The sequence below is a fragment of the Sphingomonas sp. FG14 genome, assembly GCF_057809675.1.
This window is the reverse complement of sequence record NZ_JBMDKK010000002.1, coordinates 515,107-535,781: the sequence shown is the minus strand read 5'-3', so window position 1 is coordinate 535,781 and position 20,675 is coordinate 515,107. Positions and strand designations below refer to the sequence as shown.

Genomic DNA, 20,675 nt, shown 5'->3' with positions numbered 1-20,675 from the left:
CGATGAAAGAGGATTCCATGATCGCGGATTTCATCCGCGACGGCTTTGTGAAAATCCCTGGCGCCTTCCCACGCTCGATGGCGGACGAAGCGCACGCGATCCTCTGGCGCGACACCGGCTGCGACCCCGACAATCCGGCGAGTTGGACGCGCCCGGTGATCCGGCTCGGCATGTATCATCAACCGCCCTTCATCGAGGCCGCGAACACCCCGGTCCTTCATGCCGCCTATGACCGGCTGGCCGGCGCCGGACGATGGCTGCCGCCCCGTGCGATGGGTACGTTTCCGGTCCGTTTTCCTTCACCGGCCGATCCCGGCGATACCGGATGGCATATCGATGTGAGTTTCGGCCATGAGGATCCCGACTTCATGGCCTGGCGCGCGAATATCATGTCGCGCGGCCGCGCGCTGCTGATGCTCTTCCTCTTCTCGGATGTCGGTGAAAACGATGCGCCGACACGGATCAGGATCGGATCGCATCGTTCGATCGCACGGATGCTGGCACCGGCTGGCGAGGACGGACTTACGCTGCGCGAACTGGCCGCGAACGGTTTCGACGAAAGCCGTGGCTGCGCGGAGACATTGGCGACCGGCGAAGCGGGCAGCGTCTATCTCTGCCATCCTTTCCTGGTCCATTCCGCCCAGCCGCATCACGGCACCCGGCCGCGCTTCCTGGCGCAGCCGCCACTGCTGCCGAGCGGGACGCTCGATCCGTCCGGGGATTCGCCGGTCGAACGCGCGATCGCCGCTGCGCTCTAAAAGAGGCGCCCGCCGTCAGGCACCGCGAGGCCCGGCATCGCCAGCACCACTTCGCCATCGGCATCGGGAAAGCCGAGAGTCAGCACTTCGGACATGAACTTGCCGATCTGGCGCGGCGGGAAATTGACGACAGCGGCGACCTGTCTGCCGATCAGCGCTTCCGGCGTGTAATGGCGCGTGATCTGCGCCGAGGACTTCCGGCGACCGATCGCGGGGCCGAAATCGATCACCAGCTTGATCGAGGGTTTCCGCGCTTCGGGAAAGGACTCGGCCTCGACGACAGTACCGACGCGGATATCGACCGCAAGGAACTGATCGAACGAGATCGGCTCGCCAGCCGGCGCTGACGGATCATGGGAAACATGCATCAGGAAACCCCGATTTGTGACGGAATGGATCTTCCGACGCTGTAAAGGCGATCCCCGATGTTTCGGCAAGCTCCGCCTGCCCGCATTCTTCAGCCCGACAGTTCCCGCGCGCGAATGGCCGCGGCGGTGACAACATCGGTCATCAGCCGATTCAGCCTGTCGTCCATGTCGAAACAGGCCAGGCCTGCCGCCGTGGTTCCGCCCGGACTCGTGACTTCAGCCCGAAGCGTCGCCAGCGATTCCGCGCGGCGATCGGAGAGCGCGGCAGCGCCCGAGAAGGTTGCGCGCGCAAGCCGGACGGCCAGATCGGGCGCAAGCCCCGCCGCCTCGCCGGCCAGCGCCAACGCCTCGGTCATCCGGAAGAAATAGGCCGGGCCGCTGCCCGACACCGCCGTGACAGCGTCGAGATCGGCTTCGCGCGACAACCAGACAAGTTCGCCGGTCGGCCGCAGCAGGGCATCGATACGATCGCGATCCTCATCGGTTACCGGGTCGCCGGCGATCGCGGCGGTGATCCCGCACCCGATCGCGGCCGGCGTGTTGGGCATGGCGCGAACGATCCGCGTGCCCTCTCCCAGCGCATCGCCCAGGCCATCGAGCGTCACACCGGCCATGATCGACACGAACAGCGCGCCACGCGCGGCCAGCACCGACAGGGCCGGCGCGACCTGACCGAAGAACTGCGGCTTCACCGCCAAAACGACGACCAGATCCTCGGGCAAGGCTTCAGCGTCGATCTGATCGATCCGTCTCGCGCCATCGGGCAGATCGGCGTACGGATCATGAACGAGCAGCGGATGGCGCGGCAGCCATTGCCGTGCCAGCGCGCCACCCATCCGGCCGCAACCGACGAGCAGGATCGGGAAACCGGCCATGCTCATCGCTCACTTCCGCTCGGCAGCCAATGCGCCTCCGCATCCGACGCAAACCAGGGCGCGGGCAGCGGCCTTGTCAGCGGCCAGATCTCGTCGAGGCTGTTCGCGTCGTAAAGCCGGCCGTCGCGCATCACCTGGGAGATCGAGAGCGTGTTGCGGATATCGGCGAGCGGATCGCGATCGAGTATGATCAGATCGGCGAGCTTGCCGGGTTCGATAGTGCCGAGATCGTCGAGCCGGCCGATGGTTTCCGCCGATCCGGCGGTGGCGGCATGCAGCGCCGCCATCGGCGCCATGCCGCCCATCACATGGGATTCGATTTCCCAATGATAGCCGATGCCAGGCAGTTCGCCATGCGCGCCCATGCCGATCAGCCCGCCGGCCGCGGCGATGGTCGCCGCGTCATGCGCGATCGCCGGGAAACGATAGCTTTCCAGCGGCTGCCAGCGCGCATGGCTCAGTTTCTGCTCGATCGCTGGAGGCGTCCAGAAGCGGCGAAGCTTGGGATCGGCCCAGGGCTTGCGATCGGCGACGAACCAGTCGCTTGCCGGCGCGCCGCTGTTGGTGATCGCCAGCGTCGTCGTATAGCTCGTCCGCATGGCGGTCAGCAGGGCGACGACATCCTTTTGCAGCGGCGGCGCCGCCAGCGCATGTTCGTTGCCGGCGATACCGTCGATGATCTGCGACAGATCGAGCTTCATCGACAGGGCGCCTTCGGCGGTCGGCAACAGGCCGAGTTCGCGGGCCGCGATCGCCAGCCACTGGCGCACGCGGCGGTTGCCACTGCGATAGATCTTGATGTTGCCCAGGCCATAGGCGTCGCGATAGCGATGCAATACCGCGCGCACCTGATCGGGCGACTGGAAGCGGTTCATCGAGAAGATCGCCTGGCCGGTCGAGCGCAGTCGCGGCCCGATCATCGCGCCGGTGTCGAGCAGATCCTGATAAACGAGCTGGTCGATGCTGAGCGTCGAGGGATCGAAGGCGGTGGTGACGCCATAGGCCAGCCGGGCGCGCAGGCCCCATTCCTCCAAACTCAACACGTCGCGCCGTACATTGCCGATATGGTCATGAACGTCGATGAAGCCCGGCAGCACCGTCCTGCCGCCCAGGTCGCGGATGGTCGCGCCCGTCGGCACCGCGATGCTGCCACGCGGACCGACGCCCGCGATCCGGCCATTGGTGACGAGGATGTCGGCATCGTCGATCACCCGGTCGCCGGCGGCCATCGTCATCGCGCGCGCGCCGCGCAGCAGGATGCTGCCCGACGGCCGATCGCGCGGCCGCTCGACGATCAGATCGACCGCCAGCGCCGGTCGCGCCTTGCCTTCGATCGCCCCGGCCATGGGCAGGCGAACGAAATGCGCCCCCACCGACCAGTCGATCGCACCGTCGCGCGCCCATTCGAAATAGTCGGCGCCGATATCGGTCAATTGCCGGTGCGGCAGCGCCGTGCCCGGCAGGTCGACTTCCTTTGCGCCATCGCTCGGCATGGCAACGAGATGGAGCTGCTGCGCCACCTGCGCGAGCAGCCATTTGCCGTCGGGGCTGAGCCGGAGATCGTCGACCGCGGCATTGCCTTCGCTGAAATACCAGCCCGGCCCCTTCACCTGCACGATCCGCTCGCGCGCGCCGGTGACGAGATCGACGGCGTTCAGCCCGTCGCCTGCCAGGATGAACACGGCGCCCGGCCGCGCCGAGAAATGCGGCCGCGCACCGATCCGGCCGCGCGTCAGCACGCGCGCCTGCCCGCCCTGCGCCGGCCAGATCGCCAGTTCCCCCTCTCGCAGCCGGCCATATTCGAAATTGGTCTGCTGGCGCGCTGCCATCGCCGAACGCACCGCGACGATCGAGGCGCCGTCGGGCGTGAAGGCGGGATAGCTGTAATAGGCCGGGACATCGCTGACGCGCACGGGGGCGTCCGATCCATCGGCCGCGACCGTCCAGATCGCACCGCCGGCGGCTTCGCTCCACGTCACATAGGCGATGCGGCGGCCGTCAGGGCTCCAGCTTGGCTGGAAGGCCGGATCGGCGCCAGTCGCCAGGGCCAGCGCGGGGCCTCCGCTTGCCGGCTCGAGATGGAGCGCACCAAGCGCGGAAAATGCGATGCGTGATCCATCAGGCGCGGCGACAGGCGCCTGCGCCAGCCTAGCCCGCACCGGGCCATCACCCTCACGGATGCGTACGCGTGTCGTCGGCCCGACCGCCAGATGCACCGGTGCGCGAAAGGCGATGCGCTCCGCATCCGTGCCATCGATCGGTCGGCGTTCGATCTCGCCGTTCCGGCTGAGCAGCAACGCCTTGCTGTCGGGCGTGAAGGCATAGCGCGGCAAAAGATCCTGCCAGGACGAGGCCTGGGCCTGATCGAGTGCGGTCACGCCCACAGCATGGTCGCTGCCATCGAGCAGATCGCGCACGCGCAATTCCGTCCGATCCATATGCCAGGCGCCATAAGCGAGCTTTCGACCATCGCGCGCGATCACCGGACGGAAAAATGCCTCGCGATCGGCGCCCCGTCCGCCCGATCCGGCGATAACCGTCGTCTCGGCGCCGCTTGCAAGATCGCGCCGCACGATCGTCCAGGCCGGCGCCACTTCGAAATCCATGCCGCCGGAAACGCGCGCATAATAAAGCCACTTGCCATCGCGCGATGCCGATGCGCCCAATGTGCTGCGCCAGCGTTCGCGCGGCGCGTCGGCCGCAGGTTTGACAGGCACGAGCAATTCCGCCACGCCGTCGAGCGGATAGCGCCAGAGTTCGTAGCTGTTGAGATCGGGCCGGAAGCGGCTGACGAACACCGCCTTGCCGTCCGCGCTCCATTCGGGCGAGCTGAGCGAACTGTCGTCGTCCTGGCCGCCGATCCGGCGCGCCCGCGATCCGTCGGCACGCGCGATCCAGACACCTTCGCCGCCCGAACGATCGCTGACATAGGCGATCCAGCGACCATCGGGCGAATAGCTGGGTTGCGATTCGAACGCCATGCCGGTCGCGATCGCGGTGGCGGGTCCACCACCTGCGGGCATGACGTAGAGATCGCCAAGCAGGTCGAAGACGATAGTGCGCCCGTCCGGCGCGATATCGAGCGACATCCATGTACCGCGATCCGCCTCGAAATCGAGATGGCGCGCGGGCGCGAGCGGCAATCCCGTGTCCGCAATCCCGTCCCGCGCCTGCGCCGTTCCCGCCGCCAGCCAGGCCGCGGCCAGCAGCAGTGTCGCGCATTTCATGGCTTCGCGTGTTCCAGATAGCGTTCGACCAGCGCATCCTGCCGCGTGCGTGTCGATACCCGCCGCCCCTCGATCACCATGGCGACGGGCTGGGTCAGCGGTTCGAGCGGATCGCCGTCCCAGACCACGAGATCGGCATCGCTGCCCGGCGCCATCGTACCGGCGCCCCGGCCGCCCCAGATCGCGATCGGATTGACGGTCGCGGCCCTGAGCGCAGTCGCATAGGGCAGGCCACCGGCGACGGCGAGGCCCGCGCCCTCGCGCAATGCCACGCCGGCATTATAGGTAAGGTTGATCACCCCGCCGGTCAGCCCGAACGCGATGGTGACGCCCGCGCGCGCGAGGATCGCGGCATTGTCGCGGCGCGCGCCGAGCTGGTCGAAGCTCGCCGGCATGTTCGCCTGCGGATCGAGGATGACGGGAATATGCGCCGCCGCCAGCGCCGGGGCCGCACGCCAGGCCTCCGCCCCGCCGACGATCACCACCTTGACGCGATAATCGGCGGCCAGACGGATCGCTTCGCGGATGTCGGACTCGCGATGGGTGACGATGCCGAGCGGCTGCGTGCCCGCGAGCACCGTGCGCACCGCCACGGCATCACGCCGGCTGAGCAGCGGCTTGTCGTCACCGCTGGACGTCGCGCCGTTCGACTTCGCTTCGTCGAACGCGTCGCGCAACCTCTGCCACTGGGCCGCGCGCGATCCGAGCGGCGATGTTCCGCCGCCGATCACGACGAACATCGCCGCCCTGGCACGATCCAATATGTCCGCGCCCTCGCGCAGCCGGATCATCGCCGCCTCACCCGAAAAGGGCGGGACATCGGACGGGGATGGATAGCTGAGCGCACGCGTCAGCCCGTCGCCACGCGCCAGTTCGACCAGCGCCGAATTGCCATTGAGCGCATAGCGGATGTCGAACGACGCGCCCGCACCCGCGTCGTTCGAGGCGACGTCACGCGTATCGGATGCGGACGAAACCTCGGTCAGGCCAAGCTGGGTCGCCGCATTGACGAAGCCGGGCGTCACCGGCTGCCCCTTGGCATCGATGGTCGGCATACCGGCCGGCACGGGGCCGGCGCCGCGCACCGAGACAATCTTGCCGTCGGTGACAAGAATGGTCGCATCGTCGACGGGCTGGTCGGACTGCAAGGTCCACGCCTTGGCGTGGACGATCGCCAGCGATTGCGCAGCGGCGGGCAGCGGCATCGCCAGGGCGCATGCGAGCAGGATACGCACCGCCCTCACGACTCAGCTCCGGCGCGGCGGCCCAGTTCGAAATCGGATGCCGGTGGACCGGGCGGCGCCGTGCGATCGAACGCCACGCCGCCATCGAGCAGCACCAGATCGGGTCTGGAATAGATGCTGAAGGGGTTGCCCGACCACAGCACGACATCGGCATTATAGCCGGGCGCCAGCGTGCCGATCCGGTCGTCCAGACCCAGCAGATGCGCCGGCTGGCTGGTGATCCAGGTGATCATCCGTTCGGGCGGCGTCTCGATGCCAGCACGGCGCGCGGCGGACGCGGCCTTTGCGGCCTCGATATTGAGCCGCTGGCCTGAAGCCGGCGAATCCGAATGCATCATCGTGCACACGCCTGCCCGATCGAGCAGCGGCGCATTGGCCCGGACGGCGTCCTGCACTTCCATCTTGAAGCCCCACCAGTCGCCGAACACCGCCGCGCAGGCGCCATGCGCGCGCAGCATCGCGGGGATTTTATAAGCTTCGCTGGCATGATGGAACGCCGCGATGCGGAATCCGAACTCCTCGGCGACGGCCATCACCATCGCCATGTCGTCAGCGCGGTAGCAATGGACGTGCAGCTTGATGTCGCCGCTCAGCACGCCGGCCAGCGCCTCGCGCTTCATGTCGCGCTTTGGCGGGCGGCCGCCTCCACCGTCACGCCCGGCCGCTTCCGGCGGACGATCCATGTGCCGCACTTCGCGCAGATAGTCCTGAGCATCGGCAAAGGCCTTGCGGATATAGGTGATCACGCCCTGCCGACTGGTCGGGCCACGCCGCGATTCCGCGCCCTGGCTTTTCGGATTCTCGCCGCAGGTCATCTTCATGCCGACCGGTGCGCCGGGAAATTTCATCGCCGCCACGCTGTTGGCGCGCACCGGCTTCAGGATCACGGAATGGCCGCCAAAGATCGGGCTGGATCCGGGCAAGACCTGGATCGTCGTCACGCCCCCCTGGAGCGCGCGCGAAAAACCCGTATCCTGCGTGTTGATCGCGGTCTCGATCCAGGTGTCGGAGACATTCATGTCGCTCAATTCGGCGACGTCGGACGAGTCCTTGTCGATCGTGGTCAACGGCAGGACATAAGTGCCGTCATGGCTGTGCACGTCGATCACGCCGGGCGTCACCCAACGCCCGCGCGCATCGATCTCCCGCGCATGACCGGGATTGTCGAGGCCGCTGCCGACCGCGGCGACATGGCCGTCGCGCAGCAATATGTCGCCATCGTCGATCCGCCGCCCCGCGCCGTCGAGAATGGTCGCGTGTCGGATCATCAGGTCGCTGCGCGGCAGCGGCACATAGGTGCTGCGCACGGGATCGTCACGCCAGGGCGTGGCCCCGCTCTCCGCTGAAGGCGGCGCGCTCGCCGCGACCAACGCCGTCGCGGACAACAGCGTCGCAGGCACCCGCATGACCGAACAATATCTGAGCATCATCCCCGCTCCGGATTGAAGCGCCGCATCCACCGGACCAGTGCCGGATCGGGCAGGCTGGCCAGGATCGATCGCAGCGTTTCGGGCCGTTCGTCCTGGCCGAGCTTGAACGTCCCGCGCATCTTTGTCACCCGCATGCGGAAGCCGATGATCGCCCGCCGCATCGGCGCATAGCGATCACCGAGTTCCGCCGAAGTCCAGGGTTCGGGGCGCCCCGCCTCCATCGCGTCGATAAGCAGGTCGAGCGCTTCGTCGGTGATGTCCGGCTCGAAGGTGGTTTCGCCCTCGATCCGCAATTGCGCATAGTTCCACGTAGGCGCCCATTCCCGCGATCCGGCATGGTCCGGCGAAACATAGCCCTCTGGGCCACGAAACAGGATCAGCGCGACCGGATCGGCCTGGAGAGCGGCGCACAACGGGTTGGTCCGCGACAAATGGCCGACAAGGTGCGTCAACACGCCATCGGCGTCATATTCGCCGATCAGCGGCAACAGGCTGGCCTGCTCCGCCGCACCGTCACCCGAACAAACCCAGGCCAGCGGATATTCCGCGATCAGTGCACGAACATCGTCCGCGCCGAAACGCTCGAACAGCGCGTTCACGGCCTTGCTCCAGGCACGGCGTAGCGATTGCGATCGGTCATCGGCCCCCTCGACATCGCCGTCTTCTCGTCACGGCTTGGCTCTCGGACAAGCACCAAGAACGAAATAACCGATGGTCCAAGACGAAACTTGCCGATGGCCCGATTGGTACATATTCTGGCCCCCTCAATACAAAAAATGACCGGGATTGGAGGGACCAATGCTGCGCCCATGGAAAGTGAGCCTGAGCGAGCGCATCGATTCGTCGCGCAAGCTGCCGGTCTATATGCAGATCATCCAGGCGCTGATCCGCGACATCGAACGTGGCCGGCTCACATCGGGCGACTTCCTGCCGAGCAGCCGCGAGTTGGCGGAGGCGCTGGGCGTCAACCGCAAGACGGTGGTGCTCGCCTATGAGGACCTGATCGCCCAAGGCTGGCTATCGTCGGCCGGAACGCGCGGCACGATGGTGTCGCTGTCGCTGCCCGAACCCGGAAAGGGCGTGGACGGCACCGCCGCCCATCCCGAACAGGACGCACCCGCCGAGTACCGCTTCGCCGAACCGCCGGCACGGCCGCTCGCCCTGCCCGCCGGCACCGGCCCCAAGCTTGACGAGGGTACGCCGGACGGGCGGCTGTTTCCGGCGGAATTGCTCGCCCGCGCCTATCGCTCCGCCGTGCAGCGCGCATCGCGCGAGAACCGGCTGCAATATCGCGACCCGCGCGGATCGCCCGCTTTACGCGAAAGCATCGCGCAGATGCTGAAGAGCCAGCGCGGGCTGACCGTCGGCGCCGACAATATCTGCATCACGCGCGGCAGCCAGAACGGCATCTTCCTCGCCACCCAGATCCTGATCGAACCCGGCGACGCCGTCATCGTCGAGGAACTGACCTATGAACCAGCGGTCGCCGCGTTCCGGGCGTGTGGCGCGAAAATCCTGCCGGTGCGGCTCGACGAGGACGGCATCAATATCGACGATGTCGAGGCGGCCTGCCGCCGCCATGCCGTTCGCGCCGTCTTCGTCACGCCGCACCACCAGTTTCCGACGACGGTGGCACTGCGGCCCGAGCGCCGCCTGCGCCTGCTCGAATGCGCGCGCCAGTTCGGCTTCGCGGTGATCGAAGACGATTACGATCACGAATTCCACTTCGAATCGCAGCCGCTGCTGCCCATGGCCGGCTATGCGCCCGGACGGGTGATCTATGTCGGATCGCTTTCCAAGCTGCTGCTGCCCGCGTTGCGCATCGGCTATATCGCAGCACCGCGCGAGGTGATCGATGCGGTTGCACACATGATCTCGCTGACCGACGGCATGGGCAATACGCTGACCGAGGATGCCGCCGCAGAGCTGATCGAGAATGGCGAACTACGCCGTCACGCGCGCAAGGTCCGCCAGGTCTACGCCCAGCGTCGCATCGCCTTTGCCGAGACGATCGAGACGGTACTGGGCGATCTGGTCGATTACGACATGCCCGATGGCGGCCTCGCCTTCTGGCTGCGCTTCCGGCGCCAGGCCGATCTCGACCATGTCGAGGAACGCGCGCCAGCCAAGGGGCTGCGCTTCGCATCATCACGATCCTTCGTCGCGCGCGAAGGCGCGACGCGCGGCCTGCGCATCGGTTTCGCCAGCATGACCGAGCGCGAGGCCCGCGCGGCGATCGCGGCACTCAGGGCAGCCGCCGACTAGCCAAACGGCTGGACCCATCATTTGCCCGAAACTGGATGTTTTCGTGCAACCAGCATCGCCGAATAGTGCAGACTGGCGCGACGGATCGTTGGCGCCCGACGATATTCAGGGGGTGAACATGAAAAGGATCATCGCAACGCTTTCGCTGCTGGCGTCGAGCGCGCTTGCCTCAACGGCCACCATGGCACAGACTCCGCCGTCCACCCCGGCTGCGGCGGCGGACGACGAGGATTGGCCCGAAGCCTGGTTCGAAGTCTTCAAGCTGGCGCCGGGCAAGCACGAGGAATTCATGCGCCGCATCGCGCGCGCCGACGAAGTCGCCAAGGCCGGCGGGCAGCCGCCGATCCAGATCTTCGTCCATGAAACCGGCGCCGATTGGGACGTGCTGCTGTACAAGCCCGTCCGCGCGGTGAAGCCAACGGCGGCGCAACTGGCCGCGATGGCAGCCAAGCGCAAGGAATTCGGCATGGAAAGCGGCCCTGCCTATTTCATCAAGCTGCGCGAGACCGTCGCGTCGCATACCGACAGCAAGGCCTATGGTCCGCTGAGCGCGGGACAATGGCTGGCGCGACTCGGCAAATGGCGCGCGGAGAATCCCAAGGCGGGCGGACACTGAACGAGCGAGGGCGCAGGATGATCGATCGCAGAGTCTTTCTCGGGCACGCGGCCGGAACCGGCGCGGCGCTATTGCTGCCAAGCACCGCACGTGCCGCCATCCACGCCCTCGATACGGCTTATATAAACGGCCGGGTCTGGACAGGCCGTGGTCCAGCCCATCGCACCGACGCGATCGGTGTTTCGGGAGGCCGGATCGCCGCGATCGGGCGGGCGCATGTCGATGCGTCGAAGACTGCCAGGACGCGTATCGTCGATCTTGAGGGCGCGTTCGTCATGCCCGGCATCATCGATGCGCATACCCATTTCCTGCGCGCATCCTTCATGCTCGCCCAGCCCTCGCTGCGCGACGCGGGATCGCCGGAGGAATTCATCCGCCGGATCGGCGCGGCGGCGGCAGCGCTCCCGCCCGGCCAATGGCTGGAAGGTGGCAATTGGGATGCCGATCGCTGGGGTGGCGAGATGCCGACGCGGCAATGGATCGATGCGGTCACGCCGAACACGCCGGTCGCGGTAATCCGCTACGACCTGCATATGCTGCTGCTCAATTCGGTAGCGCTGCGGCTGGCGGGGATCGATCGCAACACGCCCGACGTGGCGGGCGGCGTGATCGTGCGCGATGCGAAAGGCGAGCCGACAGGCGTGGTCAAGGATGCGGCGCGCGACCTCGTCACCCGCGCCATCCCTGCGCCGAGCGACGCGCAGATGGAGGCCGCGGTGCGGCGCGGCATCGCGCTGGGGCTGAGCAAGGGCGTCACGCAGGTCCATACCACCGAGCCCGACTGGCACACGCATGAAGCGCTGCGGCGCCTGCGCGTGCGCGGCGAGACCGATATGCGTTTCTATTCCTTCACCCCGCTCAGGGACTGGGAACGCACGGCGGCGCTGGTGCGCGACGAAGGACGCGGCGACGATTGGGTGCGCTGGGGCGGCGCGAAGGTGGTTTATGACGGATCGCTCGGTTCACGGACCGCGCTGTTCTACGAACCCTATCTCGACGATCCGGCGACACGCGGCATTACCGTCACCGAGCCCGCCGACTTCAAACGCTGGATGCTCGCCGCCGACAAGGCCGGGTTGCAGATCACCGCGCATGCGATCGGCGACGCGGCGAACGACCATGTGCTCGACGTGATGGCGGAGGTCGCCCGCACGAATGGCAAACGCGACCGGCGTTTCCGCATCGAGCATGCGCAGCATCTGCGCGCGAGCGCCTATGCCCGGTTCGCGAAGCAACAGGTGATCGCGTCCGTTCAGCCCTATCACGCGATCGACGACGGACGCTGGGCGGTGAAGCGTATCGGCGAGGAGCGGCTGAAGGGCACCTATGCCTTCCATTCTCTGATCGCGGCCGGCGCGCGCGTCTGCCTGGGATCGGACTGGCCGGTGGCGCCGCTTGATCCGTTGACCGGAATCAAGGCGGCGGTGCTGCGCGAAACGATCGACGGCAAGAATCCCGGCGGCTGGCATCCGGAGCAGCGGATATCGCTGGCGCAGGCGCTTGCCGGCTATACACGGGGCAGCGCCTTTGCCGGCTTCACCGACGATCGCCAGGGACTGATCGCGCTGGGCTATGCGGCGGATTTCGCGGTGTTCGACCGCGATCCGTTCGAGATAGATCCCGAGACGATCGGCGATGCGCGCGTGTTGCGGACCGTCGTCAACGGGGTCCAGCGCTTCGGCTAGGGATTGGCCCCCTCAATCTTTCCAAAACTGGATGTTTTCAGGTCCGAGTCGGCGGGATTATTCCGGACGATAGGGAGTGAAAGTCCCAACGGCCGGACAACGGCCCGAGCGGGACCGCCGTTACAGGGAACAGGGGGAAATTATGCGCCAGGCAATCGCCAAGGGTGTCGCCGTCACCGCAATCGCAACCGCGCTCGGCCTTTCCGCGCCGGCATATGCGCAGGATCAGGGCGATCCGGGCAGCGACATCATCGTCACCGCGCAACAGGCGCAGAAACAGGTGGTCAGCAATGGCGACCTCGGCGTGCTTGGCGCAAAAAGCGCTCTCGAGACTCCCTTCAACGTCACCAGCTACACCGCGCAATTGGTGCTCGACCAGCAATCGGAAACGATCGGCGATGTGCTCGAGAACGAACCGTCGGTGCGCACCACCTATGGATCGGGCAACCAGTCCGAACTGTTCGTCATTCGCGGCTTTGCGCTCAGCGGCGACGACGTCTCGATCGACGGGCTCTATGGCGTCACGCCCCGCCAGCTCGTCTCGCCTGAGCTTTACGAGAATATCCAGGTGCTGAACGGTGCCAGCGCCTTTCTGTTCGGCGCCGCGCCGGGCGGATCGGGCATCGGCGGCGGCATCAACCTGACGCCCAAGCGCGCGCAGAAAACGCTGTTGCGCGCTACCGCCAGCTACGGCGCCGACAGCATGTTCGGCGGCAATTTCGATATCGGCACGCGCTTCGGCAGCGAGGACTCCTTCGGCATCCGCGTCAACGGCGTCTATCGCGACGGCGAAACCGCCGTGGACAACGACAAGAGGTCGGTCCGCGTGCTCGGCGCCAGCTTCGATTTCCGGCGCGGGCCGGGCCGCTTCTATCTGGATTTCGGCTATGAGGATCAGCGCGCCAACTGGACGCGGCCGACCGTCAGGCTGGCGGCCGGCATCCCCGTGCCCGCCGCGCCCAACGCCAACGCCAATTACGGCCAGCCCTGGACCTTCACCAAGCTGCGCGACATCTATCTGCTCGCGCGCGCCGAGCTCGACCTGACCGACGATATCATGGCCTATGCCGCCGCCGGCATGCGCGACGGCGCGGAATCGGGCGACTATTCGACGCTTACCGTCACCAACGCCACCACCGGCGCGGCGACTGGCGGCCGCTTGTTCGTACCCCGCGAAGACAATAACGAGGCCGGCCAGATCGGCGTTCGCGGCAAAGTCTCGTTCGCGGGCATGAGCCACGAATTCAACATCGGCGGATCGGTGGTCTTCACCGAGAATCGCAATTCGTTCAGCTTCGGCACCTTCCCCGCCGGCATCGGCGTGCCGACGGCGCGCACCTCTTTCTTCTCAAACCTTTATGCCGCGCCAATCGTGCCCGCCCCGGTCAATTCGACGCTGCCGTCGAGCGGCGGCAGCCTGACCGATCTGCCGCGCGTTTCGGACAGCGAACTGACCAGCGCCTTCATCTCGGACACGATCGGCGTGTTCGACGATCGCCTGCTCGTCACGCTCGGCGCACGGCGCCAGAACATGAAGATCAACGCCTATAATCGCGGCACCTTCCTGCGCACCCAGAGCTATGACGAGTCCGCCACAACACCGGTGGTGGGCGTGATCGTGCGGCCGACCGAGACCTTCTCGGTCTACGCCAATCGCATCGAGGGACTGGCGCAGGGGCCGGTGGCGCCGATCAACGCCAATATCCTCAACCCAGGCGAGGTGTTCGCGCCCTTCCGCTCGGTTCAGTACGAACTGGGTGCGAAGATCGCGATCAAGGGGCTGACGGGCACGATCGCGATCTACCAGACCAAGCAGCCGAGCGCGTTCAGCGCGGCGACGCCCACGCCCACCAATCCCAATGCGCTGACCTTCGTTGTCGACGGCGAACAGCGCAATCGCGGCATCGAGGTCTCGCTGAATGGTGAGCCGACCGACTGGATCCGCCTGATCGGCGGCTTCACGATCAACGACGCCAAGCTGACGCGCACGCTCAACGGGGCAAGCAACGGCAAGAAAGCGGTCGGCGTGCCCGATCACCAGGTCAATTTCGGTGTCGAGATCGTGCCCCCCTTCCTGCCGGCCGCCACGCTCACCGGACGTGTCGTGCGCACGGGCAAGCAATATCTCGACGTCGCGAACACCCAACAGGTGCCTGCCTGGACGCGTTTCGACCTGGGCATCCGCTATGTACTCGTCGTCGACGAGCATCCCGTCACGCTGCGCCTGAGCGCGGAGAATATCGACAATCGCAATTACTGGTATTCGGCATTCGGCGGCTATCTGCTCCAGGGCCAGCCGCGCACCGTGAAAGCCTCGGTGACCTTCGAATATTGATGTCGACAATGCTGGAGACCGCACTGGCCGCGACCGACAAGATCGCCCCCGGAAAGCCCCCGGCGCGACGCGGTATCGTCCTGCGCCTTCATCGCTGGCTCAGCCTGGGCGCGGCGCTGTTCTGGCTGGTCCAGGCGATCACCGGCCTGCTGATCGTCTTCCATTGGGAGCTCGACGATCTGGCCGTTTCCGGTGTGCACCGGCCGACCGACCTGGCCGCGATCGAGCGGACCATGGACCGGTTGGCGCCACCGGATTCGGATCGCCGGATCAAGTCGGTCTGGGTGACGGCGGGACTGGCCGATCGCTACGACATCACCGTCGCCGAAACCCACACCGACCGCGAACGCGCCATCCGGGTGAGTGGCGACGGCACTGTGCTGCGATCGCAAGACAAGGGCGTGCGCAGCACCCCGGGCACGCTTGTGCTGATCCATCACAATCTGCTTTCCGGCGACCTTGGGAGCTGGATCGTCGGGATCAGCGGCGTGCTGCTGATCAGCAATCTCATGCTCGGCATCGTCGCGGCATGGCCGAAACGGCGGACATGGCGTCGTACGCTGATGCCGTCGCGCAGGGGGCCGTTGACCGCGCGTTTCTATGGCTGGCACCGCGCGCTCGGCCTGTGGATGGTGCTACCCGCGCTCGCAACGGCAAGCGCGGGTACAATGCTGGTTTTCCAGGACGGCATTGGCGCGATGATCGGCGCGGAATCGGCCAGCATTCCGGCATCGCCGGCCGAACACCCGGCATTCATTCCCTTCTCCGCCGCCGTCAGCGCCGCGCAAGCGCAAATTCCCGGCAGCCGACTGACCGCGGTGACGATGCCGACGGCAGAAAATGCGCTTTATCGCATCCGGCTGCTCGCGCCCGGCGAGATCAGGCGCGCTTATGGTACGAGCGTCGTCTATGTCGACGCTGTCACCGGCATGCCGCGCGGCAATTTCCCCGCAAGCGAAACGCCCTGGCCACGCGCCTTCATCGACGGGCTCTTCGCTTTCCATACCGGCGAGATGGGCGGATTTGTCGGCCGTCTGCTCACCATGGCTCTTGGCCTGTGGCTGGCGAGCATGATCGTGATCGGGACCCTGCTCTGGTGGCGACGGCGCTAGGACCAATCCGGGTCACGTCACGGCTTCGCGGACTGTCTGCATCGCCACGAATGTAGAGGTGTTCGCAACGTGCGGCAGGCTCGAGATCTTCTCGCCCAGCACCGCGCGATATTTGCGGATGTCGGATGTCCGCACTTTCAGCAGATAGTCGAAATTGCCCGCGATCATGTGGCATTCCTCGACTTCGGGAATCCTGCGCACCGCGGTGTTGAATTCCTCCAGCGCCTTTTCGCGCGTGTCTGACAGCTTCACCTCGGCGAATGCGATATGATCCATGCCCAGCTTCACCGGATCGATCACCGCGCGGAAGCCCAGGATATAGCGGGCGTCCACCAGGCGCTTGAAGCGCACCATGCACGGCGTTTTCGACAGTCCCACGCGTTTTGCCAGTTCGGTGACCGTCATCCGGCCGTCTTCGGCGAGCACGTCGAGGATACGGCGATCAAACTCGTCCAGATCGACTGAATTTATCGCAATATCCACACCATTCCTCCAGAATCTTCCTTAACAATGGTCGATTTCACTTCAAATGGCCATATGAAAAGTCTGAATGACTTCCTGTTTCATCTTATATCGACAATGGATTTCCAGGAGCCGTTCCGCATGACCGCAGCCGCCGAACCCGCCTTTTCCAGCTTCGCGCCGCCGATCCGGCAGCAGGACGCGCTGCGCCGCGCGATCACGGCGGCCTATCGCCGGCCCGAGCCCGAATGCATCGCCCCCCTGCTCGATGCCGCGACGCTGCCAGACAAGTCCCGCGAGGAAGCCCGCGAAACCGCGCGCGCGCTGATCACCGCACTGCGCGCCAAGCACAAGGGCACGGGCGTCGAAGGGCTGGTCCAGGAATATTCGCTGTCCAGCGAGGAAGGCGTGGCGCTGATGTGCCTGGCGGAAGCCCTGCTGCGCATCCCCGACAGCGCGACGCGTGACGCGCTGATCCGCGACAAGATCGCCGATGGCGACTGGAAATCGCATCTCGGCGGCGGACGATCGCTGTTCGTCAACGCGGCGACCTGGGGTCTCGTCGTGACCGGCAAGCTGGTCAACAGCGTCAACGATCGCGGGCTTGGCGCCGCCCTCACCCGGCTGGTCGCGCGCGCCGGTGAACCGGTGGTGCGCCGGGGCGTCGATCTGGCGATGCGGATGATGGGCGAGCAGTTCGTGACCGGCGAGACGATCGACGAGGCGCTGCGCCGCTCGCGCGAGATGGAAGCCAAGGGTTTCGGCTATTCCTACGACATGCTCGGCGAGGCGGCGACCACGGCGGCCGATGCCGAACGCTATTATCGCGATTATGAAAACGCGATCCATGCGATCGGCGCGGCATCGGCAGGACGCGGCATCTATGGCGGCCCCGGCATCTCGATCAAGCTTTCCGCGCTCCACCCGCGCTATGCGCGCGCGCAGGCCGAGCGGGTGATGGGCGAGTTGCTGCCCAAGGTGAAGGCCCTCGCGGCACTGTCGCGATCCTATGATATCGGTTTCAACATCGATGCGGAGGAAGCCGACCGGCTCGAACTCTCGCTCGATCTGATCGAAAGCCTGGCGTTCGATCCCGATCTGGCCGGCTGGAACGGCCTGGGCTTCGTCGTTCAGGCCTATGGCAAGCGCTGTCCCTTCGTGCTCGATTTCATCATCGATCTGTCACGGCGCGCGGGCCGGCGGATGATGGTGCGGCTGGTCAAGGGCGCCTATTGGGACGCGGAGATCAAGCGCGCCCAAGTCGACGGGCTCGCCGGCTTCCCCGTCTATACGCGCAAGATCCACACCGACGTCGCCTATGTCGCCTGCGCGCGCAAGCTGCTCGGCGCGACCGACGCCGTGTTCCCGCAATTCGCCACGCATAATGCGCAGACGCTCGCGACCATCTACCAGATGGCCGGGCCGGACTTTGCGCTGGGCGACTACGAATTCCAGTGCCTGCACGGCATGGGAGAGCCGCTGTACGAGGAAGTCGTCGGCGCGGATGCCCTGAACCGGCCGTGCCGCGTCTATGCGCCGGTCGGCACGCACGAGACGCTGCTCGCCTATCTGGTGCGGCGCCTGCTCGAAAACGGCGCCAATTCCTCCTTCGTCAACCGCATCGCCGATCCGGCGGTGTCGATCGACGCGCTGATCGCCGATCCGGTCGAGATCGTCCGCGCCATGCCGGTGCCCGGTGCACCGCATGACCAGATCGCGCTCCCCGCCGACCTTTATGGCGCGCGGCGCAACTCGTCGGGCATCGACCTGAGCGACGAAACCGCGCTCGCCGCGCTCGGCGAGACGCTGCGCGAAAGTGCCGCGGTCGACTGGACGTCAGCGCCGGCCGATGGGCAGGGCACCACCCGCCTTGTACTCAATCCAGCGGACCATCGCGACACGGTCGGTATCGTCACCGAAGCCTCGACGGATGCGGCAAGAGGCGCCGCGACACGCGCCGCCGTCTCCGGCTGGGCATCGACGCTTCCGGCCGATCGCGCCGCCCGCCTGGAGCGTGCGGCAGACCTGTTCGAACAGCGTATGCCGATACTGCTCGGCCTGATCGTGCGCGAAGCTGGCAAATCGCTGCCCAACGCCATTGCGGAGGTGCGTGAGGCCGTCGATTTCCTGCGCTATTATGCGGCGCAGGCACGCGGCACATTGGGGCCCGTCCATGCGCCGCTCGGCCCCGTGGTCTGCATCAGCCCCTGGAATTTCCCGCTGGCCATCTTCACGGGCCAGATCGCCGCCGCGCTGGTCGCAGGCAACCCCGTGCTCGCCAAACCCGCCGAAGAAACTCCGCTGGTCGCGGCCGAAGGCGTTCGCCTGCTGCATGAAGCGGGCGTGCCCGCCGACGCGCTGCACCTGCTCCCGGGCGACGGCAAGATCGGTGCGGCCCTCGTCGCGGCCCCTGAAACTTCGGCGGTGATGTTCACCGGATCGACCGAAGTGGCGCGCCTGATCCAGGCGCAGCTCGCCGATCGCCTGTCTCCTGCGGGCAAACCGATCCCTCTGATCGCCGAGACCGGCGGACAGAATGCGATGATCGTCGATTCCTCGGCACTCGCCGAACAGGTGGTCGCCGACGTGATCGCCTCCGCTTTCGACAGCGCTGGCCAGCGCTGCTCGGCGCTGCGCATCCTCTGCCTGCAGGAGGAGATCGCGGACCGCACGCTGGCGATGCTCAAGGGCGCGCTCGACGAATTGAGCATCGGGCGCACCGATCGGCTGCGCGTCGATATCGGCCCGGTGATCACCGCCGAGGCGAAAGACACGATCGAGGCGCATATCGCGGCAATGCGCGCCGCCGGCCGCCCGGTCGCGCAGCTCGACCTCGCGCCCGAGACCGCGCACGGCACCTTCGTGCCGCCCACGATCATCGAACTCGACGATATCGGCGCGCTCAGGCGTGAGGTGTTCGGCCCCGTGCTCCATGTCGTGCGCTATCAGCGTGAGCGGCTCGACGCATTGATCGATGCGATCAACGCCACCGGCTATGGTCTCACCTTCGGCCTGCACACGCGGCTCGACGAGACGATCGCGCATGTCACCTCGCGGATCCGCGCGGGCAATCTCTATATCAACCGCAACGTCATCGGCGCGGTCGTCGGCGTCCAGCCCTTTGGCGGGCGCGGCCTTTCGGGCACCGGCCCCAAGGCGGGCGGACCGCTCTATCTCGGTCGCCTCGTCACGACGGCGCCGGTGCCGCAGGGCCATGGCACGGCGCATACCGATGCCGCGTTGCTCGACTATGCCGGCTGGCTCGAAACCAGCAAAGAGACCGCTGCGGCCGAACAGGCACGGCGCTATGGCGAAAATTCCGGGCTCGGAACCGAACTGGAGCTCGCCGGGCCGGTGGGAGAGCGCAACCTCTACGCGCTTCATCCGCGCGGTCGCATCCTGATCCGTCCGGTATCGGCGGCCGGATTGCGCCAGCAGGTGGCGGCGGTGCTCGCCACCGGCAACAGCGTCGCGATCGATGATCGCGCGGGTCTGGCCGGCGCGCTCGCGGGTGCCCCGGCAAGCGTGATGGCGCGCATCTCGCCTGTACTCCCCGATGAACCGCTGGCCGGCGCGCTGATCGAAGGCGATGCCGACCAGATCCGCGCCGAAGCGCGCGACATCGCCACCCGGCCCGGCCCGATCGTGCTGGTGCAGGCCGCGACACCGGCGCAATGCACCGGGGTGGACGCCTATACGCTCGACTGGCTGGTCGAGGAGGTTTCGACCTCGATCAACACCACGGCGGCGGGCGGCAATGCGAGCCTGATGACATTGGCGTGAGGGCGGGCAACGCCGGCCAGAGCATTTTGAAGTCAGGTGGACTCACCTGACGACTCGCAAAATGCGGAGAACAAATAATAAATAGAGCAGGCTGCGCTTCAACCTAAGCGCAGCCTGCTCTAGCCCTTTCGGGCGCGTCTGGCGAGGCGGCGGCGATTGGCGCGCACCTTCTTTCCGTAATGCGCAATCGACTTCGCGGCGGCAGCGTTCGGCGTCGTGCCAAGCGAACCGGTGAACGCCAGCGCCTGAAGCTCGATCGCCGCCCGCACCTTCTCCGCCACCATCCGCTGCGCCTCTGCCGCAGCGGCGGAGCCGCCCTGCGAGACTGTCATCATCCGCAAACCGATGACGGCGGATGATTCCACGCCAAGCATCCAGCTATCGATCGCGAGCGCCGCCCAGGAAGGATTACGTGCCATGCCGAACCAATGGCCGGGCGGGATCAAGGTTGTATTCGCGACTTCATGACGGAAGATTTATTTGACTGACCTGGCCAAAGCGTGGAGCCATTGCGC

The 20,675-nt window shown here is 66.4% G+C and carries 15 protein-coding genes; 7 read left to right on the top strand and 8 right to left on the bottom strand.

The genetic code is table 11. From position 1 onward, the window contains the following. Nucleotides 1–2: 2 nt before the first annotated feature. On the top strand, nt 3–758 hold the full coding sequence (locus tag ACODTA_RS10640) for a phytanoyl-CoA dioxygenase family protein (RefSeq protein ID WP_489065883.1): 756 nt from the start codon (nt 3–5) through the stop codon (nt 756–758). On the opposite strand, the gene ACODTA_RS10635 is transcribed toward ACODTA_RS10640, so the two are convergent. The 6 genes from ACODTA_RS10635 to ACODTA_RS10610 all read right to left on the bottom strand — a co-directional run bounded on the left by ACODTA_RS10635 (nt 755) and on the right by ACODTA_RS10610 (nt 8,501). Further along, nucleotides 755–1,126, bottom strand: a complete 372-nt coding sequence (locus ACODTA_RS10635) for a tRNA-binding protein (RefSeq protein ID WP_489065882.1) — start codon at nt 1,124–1,126, stop codon at nt 755–757. The genes ACODTA_RS10640 and ACODTA_RS10635 overlap by 4 nt on opposite strands. A gap of 89 nt (nt 1,127–1,215) precedes the next feature. Continuing rightward, nucleotides 1,216–2,007, bottom strand: a complete 792-nt coding sequence (proC, locus tag ACODTA_RS10630) for a pyrroline-5-carboxylate reductase (RefSeq protein ID WP_489065881.1) — start codon at nt 2,005–2,007, stop codon at nt 1,216–1,218. Then, entirely contained in the window at nt 2,004–5,228 is a 3,225-nt protein-coding gene (locus tag ACODTA_RS10625) for an amidohydrolase family protein (RefSeq protein ID WP_489065880.1), read from the bottom strand. The genes proC and ACODTA_RS10625 overlap by 4 nt, the downstream gene beginning before the upstream one ends. Then, nucleotides 5,225–6,472: an amidohydrolase family protein gene (locus ACODTA_RS10620; protein ID WP_489065879.1), complete on the bottom strand. Its 1,248-nt coding sequence runs from the start codon at nt 6,470–6,472 to the stop codon at nt 5,225–5,227. The genes ACODTA_RS10625 and ACODTA_RS10620 overlap by 4 nt, the downstream gene beginning before the upstream one ends. Further along, nucleotides 6,469–7,902, bottom strand: a complete 1,434-nt coding sequence (locus ACODTA_RS10615; protein ID WP_489065878.1) for an amidohydrolase family protein — start codon at nt 7,900–7,902, stop codon at nt 6,469–6,471. The genes ACODTA_RS10620 and ACODTA_RS10615 overlap by 4 nt, the downstream gene beginning before the upstream one ends. Further along, nucleotides 7,899–8,501 carry an FMN-binding negative transcriptional regulator gene (locus ACODTA_RS10610; protein WP_489065876.1) on the bottom strand — a complete coding sequence of 201 codons (603 nt, stop codon included), beginning with the start codon at nt 8,499–8,501 and terminating at the stop codon, nt 7,899–7,901. Before ACODTA_RS10610 ends, ACODTA_RS10615 begins: the two co-directional genes overlap by 4 nt. 199 nt (nt 8,502–8,700) lie before the next feature. On the opposite strand from ACODTA_RS10610, the gene pdxR reads away from it, so the two are divergent. The 5 genes from pdxR to ACODTA_RS10585 all read left to right on the top strand — a co-directional run bounded on the left by pdxR (nt 8,701) and on the right by ACODTA_RS10585 (nt 15,915). Continuing rightward, nucleotides 8,701–10,167: a MocR-like pyridoxine biosynthesis transcription factor PdxR gene (gene pdxR / locus ACODTA_RS10605; protein ID WP_489065875.1), complete on the top strand. Its 1,467-nt coding sequence runs from the start codon at nt 8,701–8,703 to the stop codon at nt 10,165–10,167. Between the two features lie 118 nt (nt 10,168–10,285). Next, nucleotides 10,286–10,783: a hypothetical protein gene (locus tag ACODTA_RS10600; RefSeq protein WP_489065874.1), complete on the top strand. Its 498-nt coding sequence runs from the start codon at nt 10,286–10,288 to the stop codon at nt 10,781–10,783. Nucleotides 10,784–10,800: 17 nt separating this feature from the next. Next, nucleotides 10,801–12,468 (top strand): amidohydrolase, encoded by a 1,668-nt coding sequence (locus tag ACODTA_RS10595; RefSeq protein ID WP_489065873.1) that lies wholly within the window; start codon nt 10,801–10,803, stop codon nt 12,466–12,468. A gap of 142 nt (nt 12,469–12,610) precedes the next feature. Further along, the gene (locus ACODTA_RS10590) at nt 12,611–14,803 is read left to right on the top strand and encodes a TonB-dependent receptor (protein WP_489065872.1); all 2,193 of its coding nucleotides are present in this window, start codon (nt 12,611–12,613) and stop codon (nt 14,801–14,803) included. Nucleotides 14,804–14,811: 8 nt separating this feature from the next. Continuing rightward, the gene (locus ACODTA_RS10585) at nt 14,812–15,915 is read left to right on the top strand and encodes a PepSY-associated TM helix domain-containing protein (RefSeq protein WP_489065871.1); all 1,104 of its coding nucleotides are present in this window, start codon (nt 14,812–14,814) and stop codon (nt 15,913–15,915) included. A 12-nt stretch (nt 15,916–15,927) separates the two neighbouring features. On the opposite strand, the gene ACODTA_RS10580 is transcribed toward ACODTA_RS10585, so the two are convergent. Then, nucleotides 15,928–16,398, bottom strand: a complete 471-nt coding sequence (locus ACODTA_RS10580) for an Lrp/AsnC family transcriptional regulator (RefSeq protein ID WP_489065870.1) — start codon at nt 16,396–16,398, stop codon at nt 15,928–15,930. Between the two features lie 120 nt (nt 16,399–16,518). Here ACODTA_RS10580 and putA point away from each other — a divergent pair, with 120 nt between their 5' ends. Continuing rightward, nucleotides 16,519–20,160 (top strand): trifunctional transcriptional regulator/proline dehydrogenase/L-glutamate gamma-semialdehyde dehydrogenase, encoded by a 3,642-nt coding sequence (gene putA, locus ACODTA_RS10575; protein ID WP_489065869.1) that lies wholly within the window; start codon nt 16,519–16,521, stop codon nt 20,158–20,160. Nucleotides 20,161–20,279: 119 nt separating this feature from the next. Here the strand turns inward: putA and ACODTA_RS10570 are convergent, their stop codons facing one another. After that, on the bottom strand, nt 20,280–20,579 hold the full coding sequence (locus tag ACODTA_RS10570) for a hypothetical protein (protein ID WP_489065868.1): 300 nt from the start codon (nt 20,577–20,579) through the stop codon (nt 20,280–20,282). Nucleotides 20,580–20,675 lie beyond the last annotated feature (96 nt).

Excerpts from the sequence above, each read along its gene's own strand:
- ACODTA_RS10615 (WP_489065878.1), bottom strand. The coding sequence starts at position 7,902 with ATGATGCTCAGATATTGTTCGGTCATGCGGGTGCCTGCGACGCTGTTG.
- ACODTA_RS10640 (WP_489065883.1), top strand. The coding sequence starts at position 3 with ATGAAAGAGGATTCCATGATCGCGGATTTCATCCGCGACGGCTTTGTG.
- ACODTA_RS10625 (WP_489065880.1), bottom strand. The coding sequence starts at position 5,228 with ATGAAATGCGCGACACTGCTGCTGGCCGCGGCCTGGCTGGCGGCGGGA.
- putA (WP_489065869.1), top strand. The coding sequence starts at position 16,519 with ATGACCGCAGCCGCCGAACCCGCCTTTTCCAGCTTCGCGCCGCCGATC.
- proC (WP_489065881.1), bottom strand. The coding sequence starts at position 2,007 with ATGAGCATGGCCGGTTTCCCGATCCTGCTCGTCGGTTGCGGCCGGATG.
- ACODTA_RS10585 (WP_489065871.1), top strand. The coding sequence starts at position 14,812 with ATGCTGGAGACCGCACTGGCCGCGACCGACAAGATCGCCCCCGGAAAG.
- ACODTA_RS10570 (WP_489065868.1), bottom strand. The coding sequence starts at position 20,579 with ATGGCACGTAATCCTTCCTGGGCGGCGCTCGCGATCGATAGCTGGATG.
- ACODTA_RS10590 (WP_489065872.1), top strand. The coding sequence starts at position 12,611 with ATGCGCCAGGCAATCGCCAAGGGTGTCGCCGTCACCGCAATCGCAACC.
- ACODTA_RS10595 (WP_489065873.1), top strand. The coding sequence starts at position 10,801 with ATGATCGATCGCAGAGTCTTTCTCGGGCACGCGGCCGGAACCGGCGCG.
- ACODTA_RS10635 (WP_489065882.1), bottom strand. The coding sequence starts at position 1,126 with ATGCATGTTTCCCATGATCCGTCAGCGCCGGCTGGCGAGCCGATCTCG.
- ACODTA_RS10600 (WP_489065874.1), top strand. The coding sequence starts at position 10,286 with ATGAAAAGGATCATCGCAACGCTTTCGCTGCTGGCGTCGAGCGCGCTT.
- pdxR (WP_489065875.1), top strand. The coding sequence starts at position 8,701 with ATGCTGCGCCCATGGAAAGTGAGCCTGAGCGAGCGCATCGATTCGTCG.